Source organism: Flavobacterium piscis, assembly GCF_031457575.1.
Lineage (GTDB): Bacteria > Bacteroidota > Bacteroidia > Flavobacteriales > Flavobacteriaceae > Flavobacterium > Flavobacterium piscis_A.
The window spans coordinates 1-18,338 of sequence record NZ_JAVDWQ010000026.1 but is presented as its reverse complement, the minus strand read 5'-3'; the positions used below and the strand labels follow the sequence as shown (position 1 = coordinate 18,338).

Below are 18,338 nucleotides of genomic sequence, written 5' to 3'. Positions count from 1 at the left end.
TCTTTTTATGCTTAACAACTATTGAAAGTAAAATAATCCAATTCTTTAACTCCCTCTCCTTTGGAGAGGGTTGGTGTGAGGTAAAAAGACTGTTTTATATTTCTAAATGATATAACTTCATTCAAATATCAAAATTCACAGCCTACTGTCTAAACCACCTTTGCTATTTGTGTGTTTACACGAATATTATTAGGAGCGCTCAAGCCTGGTGTTTCATAAGTTGTGAACTCTAAATTAACACCCGGTCTAAAAATCAGGCAATGTGTTGAACCTCCAAAATGAAACATACCCAGTTCGTCGCCTTTTTTAACAATGTCTCCGGCTTTCACTTTTATTTCGCAGCTGGAAACCTCTGCCATACCCACAGGCATTACACACATAAGTCCAATGGCCGGATTATCTGCCTCAATAAATATAACAGCTCTGGTGGCGACTGCGGTTAAAAAGGGTTGCGAATTGTTGGGTGCACTCGAATCGGCTCCCTCTGGATTATAGAAACCCTGGTATAGGTTTTCTAAATAATAAGAACCGTTTACAATAGCCGTTTTTACGATTCTGCCGTTTACAGGACTGTGCCAACGATGGTAGCTCAAAGCACTCAAGAAAGCTTGATAAACTGTCCCTCCATCAAATTGAGGTGCTAATTCATCAAAATTCATCATGTTTTCCAGCGAATAAGGCTGTCCTTTTAACCAAAACTGATCTGACAAAGCCACATTATTAGCGATTTGCAAAGGTGCCGATTCGCAGGCATTTACAATAATCGAATCATCATCCGGTTGGGTAACAGGGCGCACATTTGGCCAAAACAATCTAGTGAAAAAATCGTCCCAGCTTTTGTACCCATAATAAGGATCTGAAGGATCCGACTGAAATACATCAGAAAATGTAGCACCAACAGGAATCGGATTTGGTTCTAATCCTAAAGCTCCTTGGGCAACTTCCATCATTTCCGATTGTGCCAATTCGCTCAGCCATGCAATTACGTTTTCTGAAGGGTCATTCTCTATCAAAACATAACGAGAATTCTCTGTAGTCAAAAATTTAGACCAGTAATTCAATATTTTTTTTAACTGCTGATTGACCAATATGTTTGAAAAAACATCATACCCAAAACTGGTTGCCATTGGCCACGCCAAAAGGGCATTAATAGGAAAACCAATCATACCTGCAGGTGTTTGATTTCCGGGAGCACCTGTTTGGTACGCTTCGGGAGCGGTTTGCATAATTCCGTTGAGTAAAACAAGGAAATCCTCAAAATTCATAGGTTCTGGTTCCCACAGCAAAGGTGTATTTTGTTTTAAAAAATGCGCCTCGGCAAACATTCCCTGCACATTTGCATACAAAACAGGATCTGAATACACCATATTTTGAAATTCGGCAATTTCAGGAATGAGAGGTGTTTGATTCTTTTGGGTAAATTCCTTTATTTTTAGGATCCAATTTTCAATAATTTCTGGGTTTTGGGGTAACCAGCCTCCTAATAATTGTTTCGCTTTAATGAATTTAGTTGCTTCCATGATTTTGTGGTTTAAATTGATACACGAAGGTATTTTAGAAAATAATTCAAAACTTTTAATTTGTTATAGGAGCTTATTTTTTTGTTATGACAGCGTTCTAATTGCTTATAGAAATTTAAAGGTGTTGAGGTTATTATTAGAAGATTTTCTGAAGAAGATTACGATGAGGTTACTAAAATAATTATAGAATATGATGTTAATTTGATTAGGACATTACCTTTTTACCGAAGCATTTTTTTGGCTTATAAAAAAAAGTAAGTAAATATTTATAAATACAAAAGAAATAAACAGTAGGTTTGTTATTACAGAAGTATTTAAAAAATATTTCTAAGAAAACCAAAAAACTAAAAGTTCGGTTTATATCAGAACTTTATTTATATTTGCAAAGTCATTGTTATGAGGATTATAGGGAAAAAGACAATTTTAAAGATTAAAAAGAAAAACATTGGCAATAAAAAGCTATGTATAGAAATCGATAAGTTAATCACAGATTTAGAAAAGTTTAATCCTAACGAAGAAAATATTAATGACATTAGAAATGATGCAGACTGTGTTCATAGTGATGGATTTTATTTTTTTGATATTCATATCCACTGAGCACTGATATTGATTGAGTTTTACGATGATGGAGAAGCTACAATTGTTTGGGCAGGCACGCATCAGGAATATGAAGCAACATTTAAAAATAATAAATTGACTATTGAAAAATGGTTAAGAAAAAACAGCTACATAAAATAATGAAAACACATTTTGACATAGAAAAAATTGTAGAAAAGGGTATCATTACCAATGAATTGGATTATGACAGAGCTCTTATTGCCGACAGGAAATTGAGGCTTCTTGCCAAGGAAGATCTTCATTTTAAAAATCTAAGAACAAAACTGCGTGATATAATTGAAAAATATGAAAATGCAGAATGGAGTGATGTTGACAAAATTGATGATGCTAAACTTTTAGAAAGCGACAAATCGGAGCAGATAGCTGAATTAGAAAGAATATTTCTGGAAAACAGAAAACAAGCCATCAGAAAAAAACTAAAGGAACTCGACTTAACTCAGGAAAATCTGGGCTCCATTTTAGGACATAAAAGCAAAACCCATATGTCCGAACTTATGAATGGAATTAAACCATTTACTTTAAAAGATTTAATTATCATCAATCGGTTATTAAAAATAGAAATAGCAATATTGATTCCTGTATTTCTTTCAAATGAAGACCAAATCAAGGTAAAGGAAGCTGTGAAAAAATTGGGCAAACCAAAAGTGAAGCTAATAAGTGATGACTTGGTTTTGGGTTAATTGAATGTTTTTTAAATTAATATAATGGTAATAACGCTTTCTTTTTTAAGGAAGCGTTATTTAAAATTTATTTGTTTAAATGATTGGATATAAAGAATTTTAAAAATGTTTTAATCTAATATATTTGAAGAAATATAGACAGGAAAACTTAACAAATTGTAATTCAAAAGGCTGTTTTGCTTATAAATAAGAATGGAATATAATGAATTGGATGAGCTAAAAGATTTGTATGTTCAATTGAATAAAAAAAACTGGGGCGAATTAGTGAAAGGCAAAATAATTGATTTAGGATTACAACAATTAATAAATGAGGATATTATGAAATTGATATATAAAAGCATAACAAATGATATTCTGAGGATCCCATAAGTACTCGAAACATTTATATGATTTTGGGAAAACTTAAACGAGAAGAAATTAAATTTTGAAAAACTGAATATATGAACAATAAAATAATAGAATGGCTTCAGAAAACAGGTTATCCATTAGAATTATTTGGAGAATCAATTTTAAATCAACTAGACTTTAAGATTATTAACTCATATATTTATGTAGATTTTGAAAAACAAATAAACAGGGAATTAGATCTATTTGGTAGTTTTGATTCTAAAAAGGATGATATTAATTTATCATTGAATTTATTAATAGAATGTAAAAAATCTGACAAGGCAATTATTTTACTAAAGAGTAATAGTTCAAGCAAAAATTACATAAAACTGAATGAATATGTTACTATAGATAATCCAAATGCTAGGGCAATAATTAAGGATTGTCCAAAAATATTTTTACCAGGGCGTTCTAGTTTTGGGTTCAAAGTTATTCAAGCATTTACAGATGGTGATGAGTTTACAAATAAAGCAGCTAACACCTTAATAAAATCTCTTCATGAATTCAATTCCAATTCCTTAGAGTATTTAGAAGATGCAATAGAAGGGAATCAACATTCGTTAGCTTTGCCTGTACTTCTAATTGATGCTCCATTATTCGAGCTAGTTATAGATGAAAACAAAGAGATGAAATTAAATGAAATTGATTCATGCGTACTTGAATACAGAAACCTTATTCCTAATCTTGAAAAAGAATTTTTAATTCCTATAATACAAAAGCAACATTTTAAAGAATTTGTTGAAAATTATAAAGTATGTTCAAAATCAATATTGGATTTTTTATCAATAAATAAATCATTTCAAATAAAAAAATATCACACAGCTAAAATGGTATTTGAAGATTTAGAGTAATAAAGTATAAAAAACGGTGATGTTAAATATTATTCAAATTTTTTTAAATTATCTAAATGCTCCCCAAAACCCGGGAGCATTTTTTATTTCAGGACAGTACAGGATGTGAAATGTAAAAGAAACACTTATTTTTAGACCCAAAATATCTTTTTATGCGAAATCGATTTCCAAATTTCAAAAAACTATTTGTTTTTATTGTTTTATTTTCTTCATGTGCTTTGTTTGCTCAGGAAAATAAACCTGCCACATGGATTTGGTATCCAGGAGATTTCGAAATTTGGTTAAGCAATAAAATGCAGGTAAGACGTACAGAACGCGAAGCGGTATTTCCACCGCTTTGGCAATATTACAGTCCTTATGCCTTGGTAACATTTCAAACAGAAATAGATATTCCGGAACCAGACGAGGTAAAAATCTACTCAGAGGGATCTTTTCAATTACTTTTAGATGGTGTTCAGGTTTACGGACAGCCAAAATCAATAAAAATTCCTGCCGGGAAACATAAAATTTCCTTTAAAGTATACAATCAGGAAGTGTTGCCGGCTATTTATATTGCGGGTAAATATGTTAAATCTAATGCATCCTGGAACGTGACCAATGAAGATAAACTTTGGATTGATGAAGCTGGAAAAGCACAACAATCCGGTACACCATGGGTGCCTGTTGGTTCCTGGAATTTTGATTCACCAGAAAATAAACCTTCCGGGTTCAAACTAACAACCGCGCCCTGGAACGCCAAAAAAACAGAAAAAATTGGAACTGGTGCGTTGGTAGATTTTGGTAAAGAAACTTTTGGTTATATTAAAATTCACGGTTTAAAAGGAAAAGGTAACCTAGCACTTTATTATGGTGAATCCCGTGAGGAAGCACTAGATACTGCCAGATGTGAGACATTAGACCATTTGTCTTTCGATGGAAACCAGCCTGAAACCTACACACATGATGGATCCAAAGCATTCCGCTATGTTCAGGTACAAGCAGATGCAACGGTAAAATATGATTCTATTTCGATGCTTTATGAATATTTGCCATTAGAGTATCGTGGTGCATTCAAATCTTCAGACCAATTATTAAATCAAATTTGGGATGTCTCGGCTTACACGATGCATTTAACCTCCCGCGAATTTTTTATAGACGGAATTAAACGCGACCGCTGGGTTTGGTCCGGCGATGCTTATCAAAGTTATTTAATGAATTATTATTTATTCTTTGATTCGGCTTCGGTAGAACGAACGCTGTTGGCGCTTCGTGGTAAAGAACCTGTGACGGCTCATATCAATATCATAATGGACTATTCGCTCTATTGGTTTGTGGGCGTTTACGATTACTATTTGCACACGGGCGATACGAAATTCATCAAAACTTTTTATCCACGAATGAAATCACTGATGGAATTCTGTTTAGAAAGAAGAAACAAAAACGGATTCCTGGAACCATTAGAAGGCGATTGGGTTTTTATTGATTGGGCGAACGGATTACCAAAAACCGGCGAGGTTAGTTTTGAGCAAATGCTGTTGGCGAGAAGTTTAGAAGCTATGGCAGTTAGTGCTGAAATTGCAGGTGAAAAGGATGACCAGAAAGAATATCAAAAATTAGCTTCTGATTTAAAAACCAAATTATTCGATGTCTTTTGGGATAAGAAAGAAAACGTCATGAAACACCAGCGTATCGACGGTAAAATGCAGGATATTGTAACTAGATATGCTAATATGTTCGGTATTTTTTTCAATTATTTTAATGAAGAACAAAAGCAAAGTATCAAAAAGAAGGTATTGCTTAATGATGATATTCTTCAAATCACGACACCATACATGCGTTTTTACGAGTTGGAAGCCTTGTGTGCGATGGGCGAACAAGATTATGTGCTGAAAGAAATGAAAGACTATTGGGGCGGAATGCTAAAAGAAGGCGCAACTTCTTTCTGGGAAGAATACAATCCAACCAAAAAAGGAACAGAACATTTAGCGATGTACGGACGCCCTTATGGAAAAAGTCTTTGCCACGCCTGGGGTTCCAGTCCAATTTATTTACTAGGAAAATATTATTTGGGTGTAAAACCAACCGCTCCGGGTTATGCTGAATATGAAATCAAGCCAAATTTAGGCGGATTACAATGGATGGAAGGAAAAGTGCCAACGCCAAAAGGAGAAGTTAGCGTCTATTGCAGTACCAAAGAAATCAAAGTAAAAGCATCTGAAGGCGAAGGAAAATTAGTTTTCGAAAGTAAAAGTAAACCTAAAACCAATTTGGGAACGATTATAGAATTGGGTAAAAATAAATATCAATTGATCGTAAAACCGAATGTGGAGTATAAAGTAAGTTATAAAGCGATTTGAGTTCTTAGTCCTTAGTTGGTAACCTTCAGTTTGTCATTGCGAGGAACGAAGCAATCACATCCAGAGAGCGACGTACTGCACGGATTCAGCACATGTGATTTCTCCTTGCGTCGAAATGACAAGATTGCGGGTAATCGGAATAATTCAATGTCTTTTTAAAATATAAATCATGTTTTCAAAAACAAAAAAATACCACTTTAATCCTTTAACAATAACTTCTGTATTGTTGTTTTTAATATGCTTTCAATTTTCAATAAAAGCACAAAATTCAGCTTGGAAACCCACTTCTTTCGAAGTGGTAAAACCCACTTATAAAACATTCAAGACAACACAATACACACACGTATTTTCAGGAAGCAAACACAATATTGTCAAGCTTGCTCCGGAATTACAAGGATTAACAGGAGTTAAACTTCCATTATCAGCATATAAAAATGGAACAAATGCGCCTTTACAATTAAAATTCAAAGAACCCGTTCAGGTTTTGATTGGTGTTTTTAACGAAAACAATTCAGAATATCTTCAAGCAGATAAACTTCAAAATGCAAAATTAGTTTTAGAAAACGGATTGACTATTACAGGTTTACCTCCCGTAAATGTGTATGCAATTTCGTATCCAAAAGGAACACAAACTATCAATCCCGGAAAAGGATTATTCGCTTTTGTAGGAGTTGTAAAAAGCACTCAAAAACTGCAATTCAGAAATGCAGAATTCCCAGACGGGAAATTGTGGAATCCGACATATATCATTGAAGGATTCTCAAATGAAAAACCACTTTTCGAAATCATTGGCGGAGAAAACAAAGCCGTGATTGACGAAGGAATGCTTGGAACCGAAGATATTCAGGGAGGTTTTGAAGGAGGTCGCGTCGTAAAAGTTGGCGACACTTATCACATGTTTCCAACCGAAAGAGCTGGTGAAAAAGGAGTCGATTATTATTACGATCGTGTCAAAACCAAAATCGGACATTGGACAAGTAAAGACGCGATTCACTGGAAAAGAGAATCCACCATTTATCAGGCCAGCGGAGTTTATGCCGTTACTGAAGACGATAATCCGATGAACGACCGTCGTGCGGCAATCTGGTCGTATATGCCGGTTTTTAACGAAAAAGCAAACAAATGGTACGGCTATTATTTGGCGTACACCGTTCACAATGAAATAGAACCGAATCACTCCTTCGGAAGAATCTGGCGTTGCGAATCAACCGTAGAAGGAATCAACGGAATCGGCGGACCGTACAAAGATATGGGCATCATCATGGAACCGGGCTTGGATTCACAGCCTTGGGAAGGACGTCAGGGAGTGGCTTCGTTTTTTCCGTACAAAGTCGGCGATAAATATTTCGGATTTTACAGCGGAGCCTATCCATTTGCCTCCTGGGCAGATTATCCGAAAAAATCAGGAAAGGGCTGGTTCGTGGCTTTGGCAGAATCTAAAAGTTTAGAAGGGCCTTGGACAAGATTAAATAAAGATCTGGAACCGATAAAAACGATACATCCACAATTTGTTGAAAATCCGATTGTAAGTCAGTTGCCAAACGGTTTGTACATCGCCATTTTTGATGGAGGCCCGGAAGGCTGGGGACATCATTTACCAAATATGATTGGATATTCACTTTCAAAAGACGGAATCAATTGGGGAGAAGCAAGATATTTACCAATAGAAACCAAAGTCGATAAATGGTGGGACATTATGAGAACGCCACTCTGTTTAATCCCAGAAGGAAATGATGTTTACACAATCGTGTACAACGCCATCGATCTGAAAAGAAGATTTCATCCTACTGGAATGGTAAAAGTAAAACTGAACAAAGAAGTGATGGAATCCCGATTGAAGGAATTGAAATAGAGTCAAGAGGAAAGAAGCAAGAGAATAGAATAAAGAATATAGAGTATAGAAAAAACTTTGCGACTCTGCGACTTTGCGCGATTATTTCACCAGCTTAGATCGTAATAAAAACTTAGTGCCTTAGCGCCTTCGTGGCTAAAATCAAAAGAAATGAAAATCAAATATCTAATCATTGCCATTACAGTACTTTTTTTAAGCAGTTGCGGGACGACAAAATACAAGAAAAGAGAAATCAACGAAACCGTAATGCAGGAGATTTACAACGAAATCAAAACGCCTTACAAATACGGTTTGGTGATGGTGCCAACAGACAACTCCTATAAAATGGACTGTCCAAGCGTGTTTAGAAAAGACGGAAAATGGTTTATGACCTATTTAATTTATGATGGAAGAGGATATGAAACCTGGCTGGCCGAAAGCGATGATTTGTTGCATTGGAAACATTTAGGGAAAATAATGTCCTTCTCGGAGAATGAAAAACATTGGGATGTGAACCAAAAAGCAGGATATATTTCATTACAAGACCCGACTTGGGGCGGAAGTTATGAATGGGAAAAATACGATGACAAATACTGGATGAGTTATTTTGGCGGAGACAGCAAAGGCTATGAAGCCGGAATGTTGTCAATTGGAATGGCATACACCACAGCATCACCTACAAAACCACACGAATTTCAAAGATTGGAAAATCCGGTTTTAACGCCAAAAGACAAAGATGTAAGCTGGTGGGACAACAGTACGATGTACAAAAACTCAGTAATCCGTGACAAAGATAAATTGACCGGACATAATTTTATCATGTATTACAATGCCCGTGGTGATAGTTTAAATCCAGCTAAAGGTGCAGAACGAATTGGAATGGCAGTTTCTGACGATATGAAAACCTGGAAACGTTTCGGTAAAAATCCGGTATTAAACAATCATAAAGGAATTACAGGTGATGCTTACATTCAAAGAATCAACGATACGTGGGTGATGTTCTATTTCGGCGCTTTTTGGACAGGTTGGGATCAGGGTGCATTTAACCGCTTTGCTGTATCGAACGATTTAATTCACTGGAACGATTGGAAAGGCGACAATTTAATTCAGTCATCAGAACCGTATGATGCTATGTTTGCACACAAATCATTTGTCGTAAAACACAACGGAGTCGTATATCACTTTTATTGTGCCGTCAACAAAGCAGAACAAAGAGGAATTGCAGTAGCAACTTCAAAAGATTTAGGTAAAAGCGAAATGAATTTTGTGGCGCCTCCGGAGAAGGTTAAAAAGAATTAAGTATATAGAATCAAGATATAACGAGTTTTAAACCTGACAGGTTTAATCACATAAAAAATAAAGACACAGTTTGTCATTTCGAGGGACGAGAAATCTCCGCGAAAATATTCCACAAAGAGAAATACTTTGTAGAGTTTCTTACGGAGATTCCTCCTTCGTCGGAATGACAAAAAAATATAAAATATAAAATCAATGTTTAAGTCAAACCATATTCGCCAATTTTTTAGCTTTCGACTTTCGACTTTCGACTTTTTGACAGTAATTTTCCTTTTTAGTGTATCTGTAATACAGGCCCAATTGGTTACAGGGGAGCCAGCCGGTGTCCCACGCATTCCTCAAAAACACAGTGATGTGCCATGGGAAAATCCTTTGATAACCAGCATAAACAGGCAATCAGCCAGAGCAACGGCCTATTCCTATAGTTCAGTTGCAGATGCTTTGGAAGGAAACAGAAATAAAAGCAGAATTAAAATATTGAACGGCGATTGGCATTTTAAATTCGCAAAAAACCTGCAGGAAGCACCGCAGGATTTTTATAAAGAGGAGGTAAAAAACTGGGATAAAATCGAAGTGCCTTCCAACTGGGAATTAAAAGGATACGGAATGGCGATTTATAAAAGTGCCGTTTACTCGTTTCGCCCCGTAAATCCACCATTTGTTCCTCAAGACGATAATCCGATTGGTTCGTATCAACGAAAATTTACCGTGCCAGAAAATTGGGACGGAATGAATGTTACCCTTCATTTTGGCGGTGTGAGTTCTGCTTTTCAGGTTTGGATCAATGGTGATTTTCTCGGATATGGTCAGGACAGTTTTAATTCATCTGAATTTAATATCACGCCTTATCTTAAAAAAGGTGAAAATATTTTATCAGTCCGTGTTTTTCGTTATAGCGATGGCTCTTATCTCGAAGATCAGGATCACTGGCGTCTAAGCGGAATCCAGCGTGAAGTTTTTATTATGGCTGAGCCAAAATTACGTATTCAGGACTTTTTTGTGCAAACAAAATTAGACAAACAATACCATGATGCTGTTTTTCAATTGCGTCCGAGATTAGAGAATTTTACCGGAGATACGATCAAAAATCACACCTTCGAAGTACAGTTGTATGATGCTCAAAACAAACCTTTATTCGAAAAGCCTTTAAGCAGAAAAGCAATCGATATTATCAGTGAAGTTTCTCCACGATTGGATAAAGTACGTTTTGGCTTTTTTCAGGAAACACTCAAAAATCCGTTGAAATGGAGTGCCGAAAAACCAAATTTATACACTCTCATCATGACATTAAAAAATCCTGACGGTAGTATCAGCGAAGTAAAATCGTCAAAAATTGGTTTCCGTTCCATCGAATTTTCGAAGGAAAACGGCAAAATGCTCATTAACGGAAAAGAGACGTATGTCTATGGTGTGAATCATCACGGACATCACCCAGTTCGCGGAGAAGCTGTCAATCATCAGGACTTGGAAGAAGATGTGAAGCTGATGAAAAAATTCAATTTCAATTTTGTTCGAACAAGCCATTTTCCGGACGATCCTTATTTCTACGAATTATGTGATAAATACGGATTAATGGTAATGGACGAAGCCAATCTTGAAACCCACGGACTGGGCGGTTTTTTAAGTAACGACCCCCAATGGACACATGCGTATTTAGAACGTATGACCAGAATGGTCGAGCGTGACAAAAATCATCCTAGTATCGTAATGTGGAGTTTAGGAAATGAGGCAGGAAAAGGCCCGAACCATTCCGCCATGGCAGGCTGGACACACGATTACGATATTACTCGTCCGGTGCATTACGAACCTGCGCAGGGAAATCCGAGATTAGACGGATATATTGATCCGCTGGATCCCCGTTATCCAAAGACAATTGATCATTCGCATCGATTTGAAAATCCACAGGACGAACCTTATGTCGACATCGTAAGCCGTTTTTATCCGGGTGTTTTTACGTCTAAATTTTTAGTGGAACAAAATAAAGATATGCGACCAATTCTATTTGTAGAATACTCACATTCTATGGGAAATTCAACCGGAAATTTAAAAGAATTATGGGATGAATTCCGTTCGACGCCAAGAGTTATTGGAGGCTGTATCTGGGATTTAAAAGATCAGGGCTTATTACGAAAAGATCCAAAAACCGGACAGGAATATTTTGGTTACGGAGGCGATTTTGGAGAGAAAAAGCATGATGGCAATTTCAATATCAACGGATTGGTTGCTGCAGACGGTCGTCCCAAAGCCGCTATGTATGAAAACAAATGGATTTATCAGCCTGTCGTTTCTGATTTAGATTCTGATTTTAAATTAAAAATCCATAACCGTCAGCTAGTTCAGAATTTGAGTGATTTTATTCCGGTTTTGAAAATTTTAGAAAACGGAAATATAATAAAAGAAGTGGTTTTGAAACCAATAGATATTCCAGCTGGAAGTGATTTTGTTTTGGATGTAAAAAAATATCTTCCGAAGATGAAACAGGATTCGGAGTATTTTCTGAATATTGAATTCCAGCTTTCAAAAGACGAATTTTGGGCAGCTAAAGGTTATGCTGTAGCAACAGATCAATTTTTGTTAAAAGAGAAAGAAGCACCAGTTGTGGCTTCGGATTCGAAAGAAAAAATAGCAGTTTCAGAAACAGATTCAGCATATACAGTTCAGGGGAAAACCTATCAAATTAGTATCAGCAAAACCAATGGCGCCCTGACTTCTTATAAATTTAATAATGAAGAACAGGTCTTTGCTCCCTTATTTCCTAATTTCACTCGTCCGCTTACGGATAATGACCGCAAAGGCTGGAAGCCTCATAAAGTTTTGAAACAGTGGTATAATGCTTTTCCAAAATTGATTGATGTTGTAATGCAAAAATTGGATAACGAAATTAAGATTACCAGCAATTACGAAGTGATTAAGGACAGTGCCCAGGTTCGCGTTGACTATGTGATACAATCAAACGGAATTGTGCGGGTAAATTATCAGCTAAAAGCCAATAAAGCATTACCAAATATTCCAAAGATCGGAATGCAAATGGGCGTTGAAAAACAATTTGACCAAATTTCATGGTACGGAAAAGGGGAGTTAGAAAATTACTGTGACCGTGGTTTTGGTTTTCCTGTCGGAAGATATTCATTGCCCATAAATCAGTTTATCGAGCCATACATCAAGCCACAGGAAAACGGAAATCGTACCGAAGTGAGATGGATGGCATTGACCAATTCCTCAAAAAATAAAGGTTTGTTAATTTTGAAAGAAGATAAAGATTTGCAAATGAGCGCCTGGCCTTTTACGCAAGCCAATTTAAACGAAGCCAAACATACTTTCGATTTAAAAGATCCTGGGTTTATAACGCTGAATATCGATTTGATGCAAATGGGTGTGGGCGGTAATGATAGTTGGTCGCCAGTAGCCGCACCTTTAGAACAATATCAAATTAAGTCAGGAGATTATCAATACAGTTTTTATCTGGTTCCGTTTTCGGCAACGAAAAATGGATTGGAGGAAACTTTGAAGAGATTAAAATATTAGACAAAGAATATAAAAATAATCTGCTTGATCTGCCAAATCTGCGTGAGTAAATTTTTCTCGCAGATTTAGCAGATTTAGCGGATTTATAAAAGCGTGATTAGCAATGTTTCAAAAAAAACACTTCTTTTTTATTTTATTACTTGCAGGAATCCTTTCTGCACAGGAAGTCCATAAAAAAGAAAACACATCATTTCAGTCCTCAATCGAATCCTCAAAACCTTGGGTGTATTGGTATTGGATGAAATCGGCGTATTCCAAACCCGGAATCACAGCCGATTTAGAAGCGATGAAACAAGCCGGAATTGCGGGCGCGTATTTAATGACCATCAAAGGTCCGGCAAATCCGCCATTGATAGATCCACCGGTTTTGCAGTTGAGTCCGGAATTTTGGGATATGATCCATTGGGCTTTTAAAGAAGCAAACCGATTAGGATTAAAAATGGCTTTTCACGGCGCCGATGGCTTTGCCGTTGCAGGAGGTCCCTGGATTACGCCTGAAATGTCCATGCAAAAAGTAGTCTGGTCAACAACAGAAATTGCAGGAGGAAAAACAATTGCCACAAAATTGCCAGTTCCGGAACATTACAAAGAGTATTACAAAGACATTGCGACTTTTGCTATTCCGATAAAAGAATATCAAACCAGTTCGCAAATTCAATTACCAAAAGTTACCACATCCAATAATACAGATGCTTCATTTTTGGCCGATCCGAAAAAAGACGAGAACTTTAAATTTGCAGAAAAAGGCTGGATTCAATATGAGTTTAAAAAACCGTTTACCTGCAAATCCATTGTGATTGAAACAAAAGGAAGGGATTTTCAGGCACAGCGTTTAATCGTTGAAGTAAGCAATGACGCAATTAATTTTAAATTCCACGAAAGAATGATTGCTCCACGCCACGGCTGGCAGGATATGGATTTTTCGCATACTCATACCATTACGCCCGTTACAGCAAAATATTTCAGATTTGTTTATGATCCGGTTGGAACAGAACCTGGTGCCGAAGATTTGGATTTTGCGAAGTGGAAACAGAATCTGAAAGTGAGCAAAATTACGCTTTCGAATCAGGCGTTGATTGATAATTACGAAGGAAAATCAGGAGCCGTATGGCGTTTGAGTCCGGAAACTTCTTCAAAACAAATTCCAAATGGCGAGTCTTTCAAAAAAACAGAAATCATCAATATTTCAGATTTAGTTGATGCCAAAGGAAAATTAAACTGGAAAGCACCCAAAGGAAAATGGAAAATCATCCGAATGGGACATACCTCTACCGGACATGAAAATGCGACTGGCGGAGCAGGTAGAGGTTTGGAAGTGGATAAATTTAATCCTGAATTAATTCGTTTTCAACTCGATCATTGGTTTGGCGAAATGGTTCGCACTATCGGACCTGATTTGGCGTCTAAAACTTTAGAAATTCTGCATTTTGATAGTTGGGAATGCGGAAGCCAAAACTGGTCTTCGGTTTTTCAGGCTGAATTTCAAAAAAGACGCGGTTATAATTTGGTGGATTATTTGCCTGTGATGGCTGGAATTCCAATTGAAAGTGCTGCCGTTTCAGAGAAAATTTTATACGATGTTCGAAAAACAATTGCGGATTTGGTAGCCGATAATTTTTACGGAACTGTTGCTCAGATTGCCAAAGAAAATAACGTCAAATTAAGTTCAGAAAACGTAGCGCCAACCATGATGAGTGATGCTTTATTGCATTATAAATATGTTGATTATCCGGGAGGGGAGTTTTGGCTGAAAAGTCCAACCCACGATAAACCTTTTGATATGGTTGATGCTATTTCGGGAGGGCATATTTATGGAAAAGATATTATTCAGGCAGAAGCGTTTACGGCATTAAGAATGGATTGGGATGAACATCCTGGAAATCTGAAAACAACTGCTGATCGTAATTATGCTTTGGGAATTAACCGATTATTTTATCACGTCTTTGTACATAATCCTTGGACAGACAGAAAACCGGGAATGACTTTAGACGATATCGGAACTTTTTTTCAAAGAGACCAAACCTGGTGGAAACCTGGAAAAGCATGGTTTGAGTATTGCCAAAGAGTACAATTGCAATTGCAAAAAGGAAAACCGGTGATTGACTTGGCGGTTTTTATTGGTGAAGATTTTCCTTCACGTTCGTTTGTACCGGATCGTTTAGTGCCGTTTATTCCAAATGTGTTTGGAAAGGAAAGACTGGAAAGCGAGAAATTACGATTGGAAAATGAAGGTCAGCCCACTGCAAAAATGCCGAAAGAAGTGACGTATTCTAAAAACATCACGGATTTGTCACAATGGATTAATCCGTTAAACGGTTATCAATATAATTCATTCAATGCTGATGTTTTAATCAATCGTGCGAAAGTTAAAAATGGGAAAATCACTTTCGGAGGCGGAATTGAATACGGTGCTTTATTGTTTCCGGGAAGTCACAAAATGGCACCGAATAAAATGATTTCTTTGGCTTCAGCCCAAAAAGTACTGCAGTTAATAAAAGATGGTGCAACGATTTTTGTGGATGAAAAACCAGATTTACAGCCGGGAATGCAATCCGAAGCCGATCATAAAAAATGGCAGAATGTGATTGATGAAATTTGGAATAATTCAAATGCATCAACTTGGAAAATCGGAAAAGGAATTGTTATTAAGTTACCGTATTTAGGAAATGATTTTGCAGAAATCGGAATTACACAGGATGTTTATTTTCCAAAATTAAACAGAGCCGATTCTGAAACTTTGGCGTGGACACATCGTAAATCGGAAACAGAAGATATTTATTTTATTTCGAATCAAAAAGAACAAAAAAGAGAATTTGAAGCTTCGTTTAGAATTGATGGAAAAGTTCCTGAATGGTACAATCCTGTTACTGATAAAACATCGGCTTTAGCCAATTGGAAAATCGAAAACGGAAGAACAATTGTTGCCATTTCATTAGCTGAAAATGAATCAGGTTTTGTGATTTTTAAAAATAAAGCCGACATGGTTTCTGTAAAAGGAACACAGAATGATTCAGAATTTCAAACGGTCCAAACTTTGGATGAAAACTGGGAATTGCAATTTGATTCCGAATATAAAGGACCGAAAGAAGTTTTAAAAATCAATAAGCTCTTTGACTGGTGTACTTCTGAAAATGATCAGATTAAATATTATTCGGGAACAGCAGTTTATAAAAAAGAATTCAATTGGAAAGAAAAAGCTAATGATAAATTCTGGCTGGATTTAGGATCAATTGCAAATATTGCAGAAGTTAGCATCAACGGAAAAGACTGCGGGACAATCTGGACTTTTCCATACAAGGCAGATATTTCGGAAGCTTTGAAAAAAGGAAAAAACACTATAGAAATAAAAGTAGCTAATACCTGGGCAAACCGATTAATTGGCGATGAAAAATTACCAAAAGAACAAAGATTAACCTGGACAACAGCGCCTTTTAGATTACAAGAAGGAATAGTATTGAAAGCTGGGTTATTGGGTCCAATTACAATTGTAAAAGAAAAATAGATGAATAGCGTCCAGCTTTAGCTGGATGTAAATAATAAGGAATAGAAATGTGGCTTCAGCCAAAATGCACACAATATTTTGGCTAAAGCCAATATCAGAGATTTTTTATCCCTCCAGCTAAAGCAGGAGGCAATTCAAAAAACTTATGGAAATAATAAACAAAATGAAGAATATTAAATACACTTTTATATTGATTGCAATGTTATTCGCCAGCTTCCAAATCAATGCAAAAATCAAATTACCGGCACTTTTTTCGGATAACATGATGTTACAGCAAATGGCCAATGCACCAATGTGGGGCTGGGCAGAAAAGAATGAAAACGTGAGCATAAAAACATCCTGGAATTCTAAAATCTATAAAACCAAAGCCGACAGTCAGGGAAAATGGAGAGTGGAATTGCAGACTCCGGTTGCAGGTGGCCCTTTTACGATTGAAGTCAATCAGGGAAAGGAAACCATTGCGGTAAAAAACGTTTTAATTGGCGAAGTTTGGTTATGTTCCGGTCAGTCCAATATGGAAATGCCTTTAAAAGGTTTTCAGGGTCAGCCGGTAAGAAACGGAAACGAAATCATTGTTAGATCCACCAATAAAAACATTCGACTAATTACGATTCCAAGAGCGACTGTTTTAGAACCAAAAGATGATTTTGAAGGAAAATGGGAAGTTGCTTCTCCAAAATCTACGGCTAATTTTAGTGCGACGGCCTGGTATTTTGGATCGCTTTTGCAGGAAGTTTTACAAGTTCCGGTGGGATTGATTCATGTTTCCTATGGAGGTTCGAGTATGGAAGCCTGGATGAATCAGGAAATGCTGAAAGATTTTGCAAGTGCTAAAATTCCAACTACGAAAGAAGAATTAGCAAAAGATCCAAATCGCGTACCAACAACCTTGTTTAACGGAATGCTTTCGCCGGTTATTGGTTACGGAATCAAAGGCTGTATTTGGTATCAGGGTGAATCAAATTACGAAAGAGCTTCGGAATATACGGCTTTGATGAAAAAGATGGTCAGCAGTTGGAGAGGTTTGTGGAAACAAGGCGATTTCCCTTTTTACTATGCGCAAATTGCTCCTTTTAATTATGCCCAATTTCATCCAAAAGATAATCTGGAGAAATACAATTCGGCTTATTTGAGAGAAGCACAACTGAAGGCTTCAAAGGAAATTCCGAATTCGGGAATGGCGGTTTTGATGGATGTTGGCGAAGAAAATAACATCCACCCAATGGATAAGGAAAAAGGCGGAAACCGACTGGCGTTTCAGGCTTTGGCCAAAACTTACGGAATAGAAGGCTTCGAATTTGAAAGTCCAACATATAAATCGATGGATATAAAAGACGGTTCAGTAACGGTTTCTTTTGATAATGTTGAAAACGGAATCACTTCTTATGATAATGAAGTTACAGGCTTTGAATTGGCAGGAGAAGACAAAATTTTCTATCCGGCAAAGACGGTTGTCCGCAGGAAATCAGTGGTATTAACTTCCGATAAAGTAGCCAAACCAGTAGCAGTTCGTTATTTGTTTAAGGATTTTACTAAAGCAGAATTGTTTAGTGGCGGAGGTTTGCCGGTTTCTTCTTTTAGAACGGATGAGTGGTAGATTTTTTTAAACCATATAAGTGATACAAGATAATTTAAGCTAAGTGTTTGTTGGGAGTTTTTAGGAATATAAGTTTTAGTGGTTTTAGGGCTGATAGGTTTTAAAACATAGGTGTTCGGAAGACATAAGTTCATTGAAATATTTTCATATTTTAGTTTTACAAAACTAAATCTTATGCAAAAAGGAGTTACGGTA

Annotated in this window: 12 protein-coding genes; 11 read left to right on the top strand and 1 reads right to left on the bottom strand. The window is 36.5% G+C overall.

Annotated elements, in window-relative coordinates; all coding sequences use genetic code 11:
* Nucleotides 1–149 precede the first annotated feature (149 nt).
* Nucleotides 150–1,520 carry a phophatidylserine decarboxylase associated domain-containing protein gene (locus tag J2W48_RS22110; RefSeq protein ID WP_310284257.1) on the bottom strand — a complete coding sequence of 457 codons (1,371 nt, stop codon included), beginning with the start codon at nucleotides 1,518–1,520 and terminating at the stop codon, nucleotides 150–152.
* Between the two features lie 396 nt (nucleotides 1,521–1,916).
* Here J2W48_RS22110 and J2W48_RS22105 point away from each other — a divergent pair, with 396 nt between their 5' ends.
* The 11 genes from J2W48_RS22105 (at nucleotide 1,917) to J2W48_RS22055 (ending at nucleotide 18,143) form a co-directional block, all read left to right on the top strand.
* On the top strand, nucleotides 1,917–2,117 hold the full coding sequence (locus J2W48_RS22105) for a hypothetical protein (RefSeq protein WP_310284254.1): 201 nt from the start codon (nucleotides 1,917–1,919) through the stop codon (nucleotides 2,115–2,117).
* A 9-nt stretch (nucleotides 2,118–2,126) separates the two neighbouring features.
* The gene (locus J2W48_RS22100) at nucleotides 2,127–2,258 is read left to right on the top strand and encodes a hypothetical protein (protein ID WP_310284252.1); all 132 of its coding nucleotides are present in this window, start codon (nucleotides 2,127–2,129) and stop codon (nucleotides 2,256–2,258) included.
* On the top strand, nucleotides 2,258–2,818 hold the full coding sequence (locus J2W48_RS22095) for a transcriptional regulator (RefSeq protein WP_310284250.1): 561 nt from the start codon (nucleotides 2,258–2,260) through the stop codon (nucleotides 2,816–2,818). The genes J2W48_RS22100 and J2W48_RS22095 overlap by 1 nt, the downstream gene beginning before the upstream one ends.
* A gap of 192 nt (nucleotides 2,819–3,010) precedes the next feature.
* The gene (locus J2W48_RS22090) at nucleotides 3,011–3,187 is read left to right on the top strand and encodes a hypothetical protein (RefSeq protein WP_310284248.1); all 177 of its coding nucleotides are present in this window, start codon (nucleotides 3,011–3,013) and stop codon (nucleotides 3,185–3,187) included.
* Nucleotides 3,188–3,258: 71 nt separating this feature from the next.
* Nucleotides 3,259–4,056, top strand: a complete 798-nt coding sequence (locus J2W48_RS22085) for a hypothetical protein (protein ID WP_310284247.1) — start codon at nucleotides 3,259–3,261, stop codon at nucleotides 4,054–4,056.
* A gap of 152 nt (nucleotides 4,057–4,208) precedes the next feature.
* Complete coding sequence (locus J2W48_RS22080) at nucleotides 4,209–6,392, top strand: alpha-L-rhamnosidase-related protein (RefSeq protein ID WP_310284246.1); 2,184 nt, start codon at nucleotides 4,209–4,211, stop codon at nucleotides 6,390–6,392.
* 169 nt (nucleotides 6,393–6,561) lie between these two features.
* Complete coding sequence (locus J2W48_RS22075) at nucleotides 6,562–8,244, top strand: glycoside hydrolase family protein (RefSeq protein ID WP_310284245.1); 1,683 nt, start codon at nucleotides 6,562–6,564, stop codon at nucleotides 8,242–8,244.
* 150 nt (nucleotides 8,245–8,394) lie between these two features.
* Nucleotides 8,395–9,522 carry a glycoside hydrolase family protein gene (locus tag J2W48_RS22070; protein WP_310284244.1) on the top strand — a complete coding sequence of 376 codons (1,128 nt, stop codon included), beginning with the start codon at nucleotides 8,395–8,397 and terminating at the stop codon, nucleotides 9,520–9,522.
* A gap of 192 nt (nucleotides 9,523–9,714) precedes the next feature.
* Nucleotides 9,715–13,044: a glycoside hydrolase family 2 TIM barrel-domain containing protein gene (locus J2W48_RS22065; RefSeq protein WP_310284243.1), complete on the top strand. Its 3,330-nt coding sequence runs from the start codon at nucleotides 9,715–9,717 to the stop codon at nucleotides 13,042–13,044.
* 103 nt (nucleotides 13,045–13,147) lie between these two features.
* A complete protein-coding gene (locus tag J2W48_RS22060; RefSeq protein ID WP_310284241.1) occupies nucleotides 13,148–16,546 on the top strand; it encodes a glycosyl hydrolase in 3,399 nt (1,132 codons plus the stop codon).
* A gap of 163 nt (nucleotides 16,547–16,709) precedes the next feature.
* Complete coding sequence (locus J2W48_RS22055) at nucleotides 16,710–18,143, top strand: sialate O-acetylesterase (RefSeq protein ID WP_310284239.1); 1,434 nt, start codon at nucleotides 16,710–16,712, stop codon at nucleotides 18,141–18,143.
* Nucleotides 18,144–18,338: the final 195 nt, after the last annotated feature.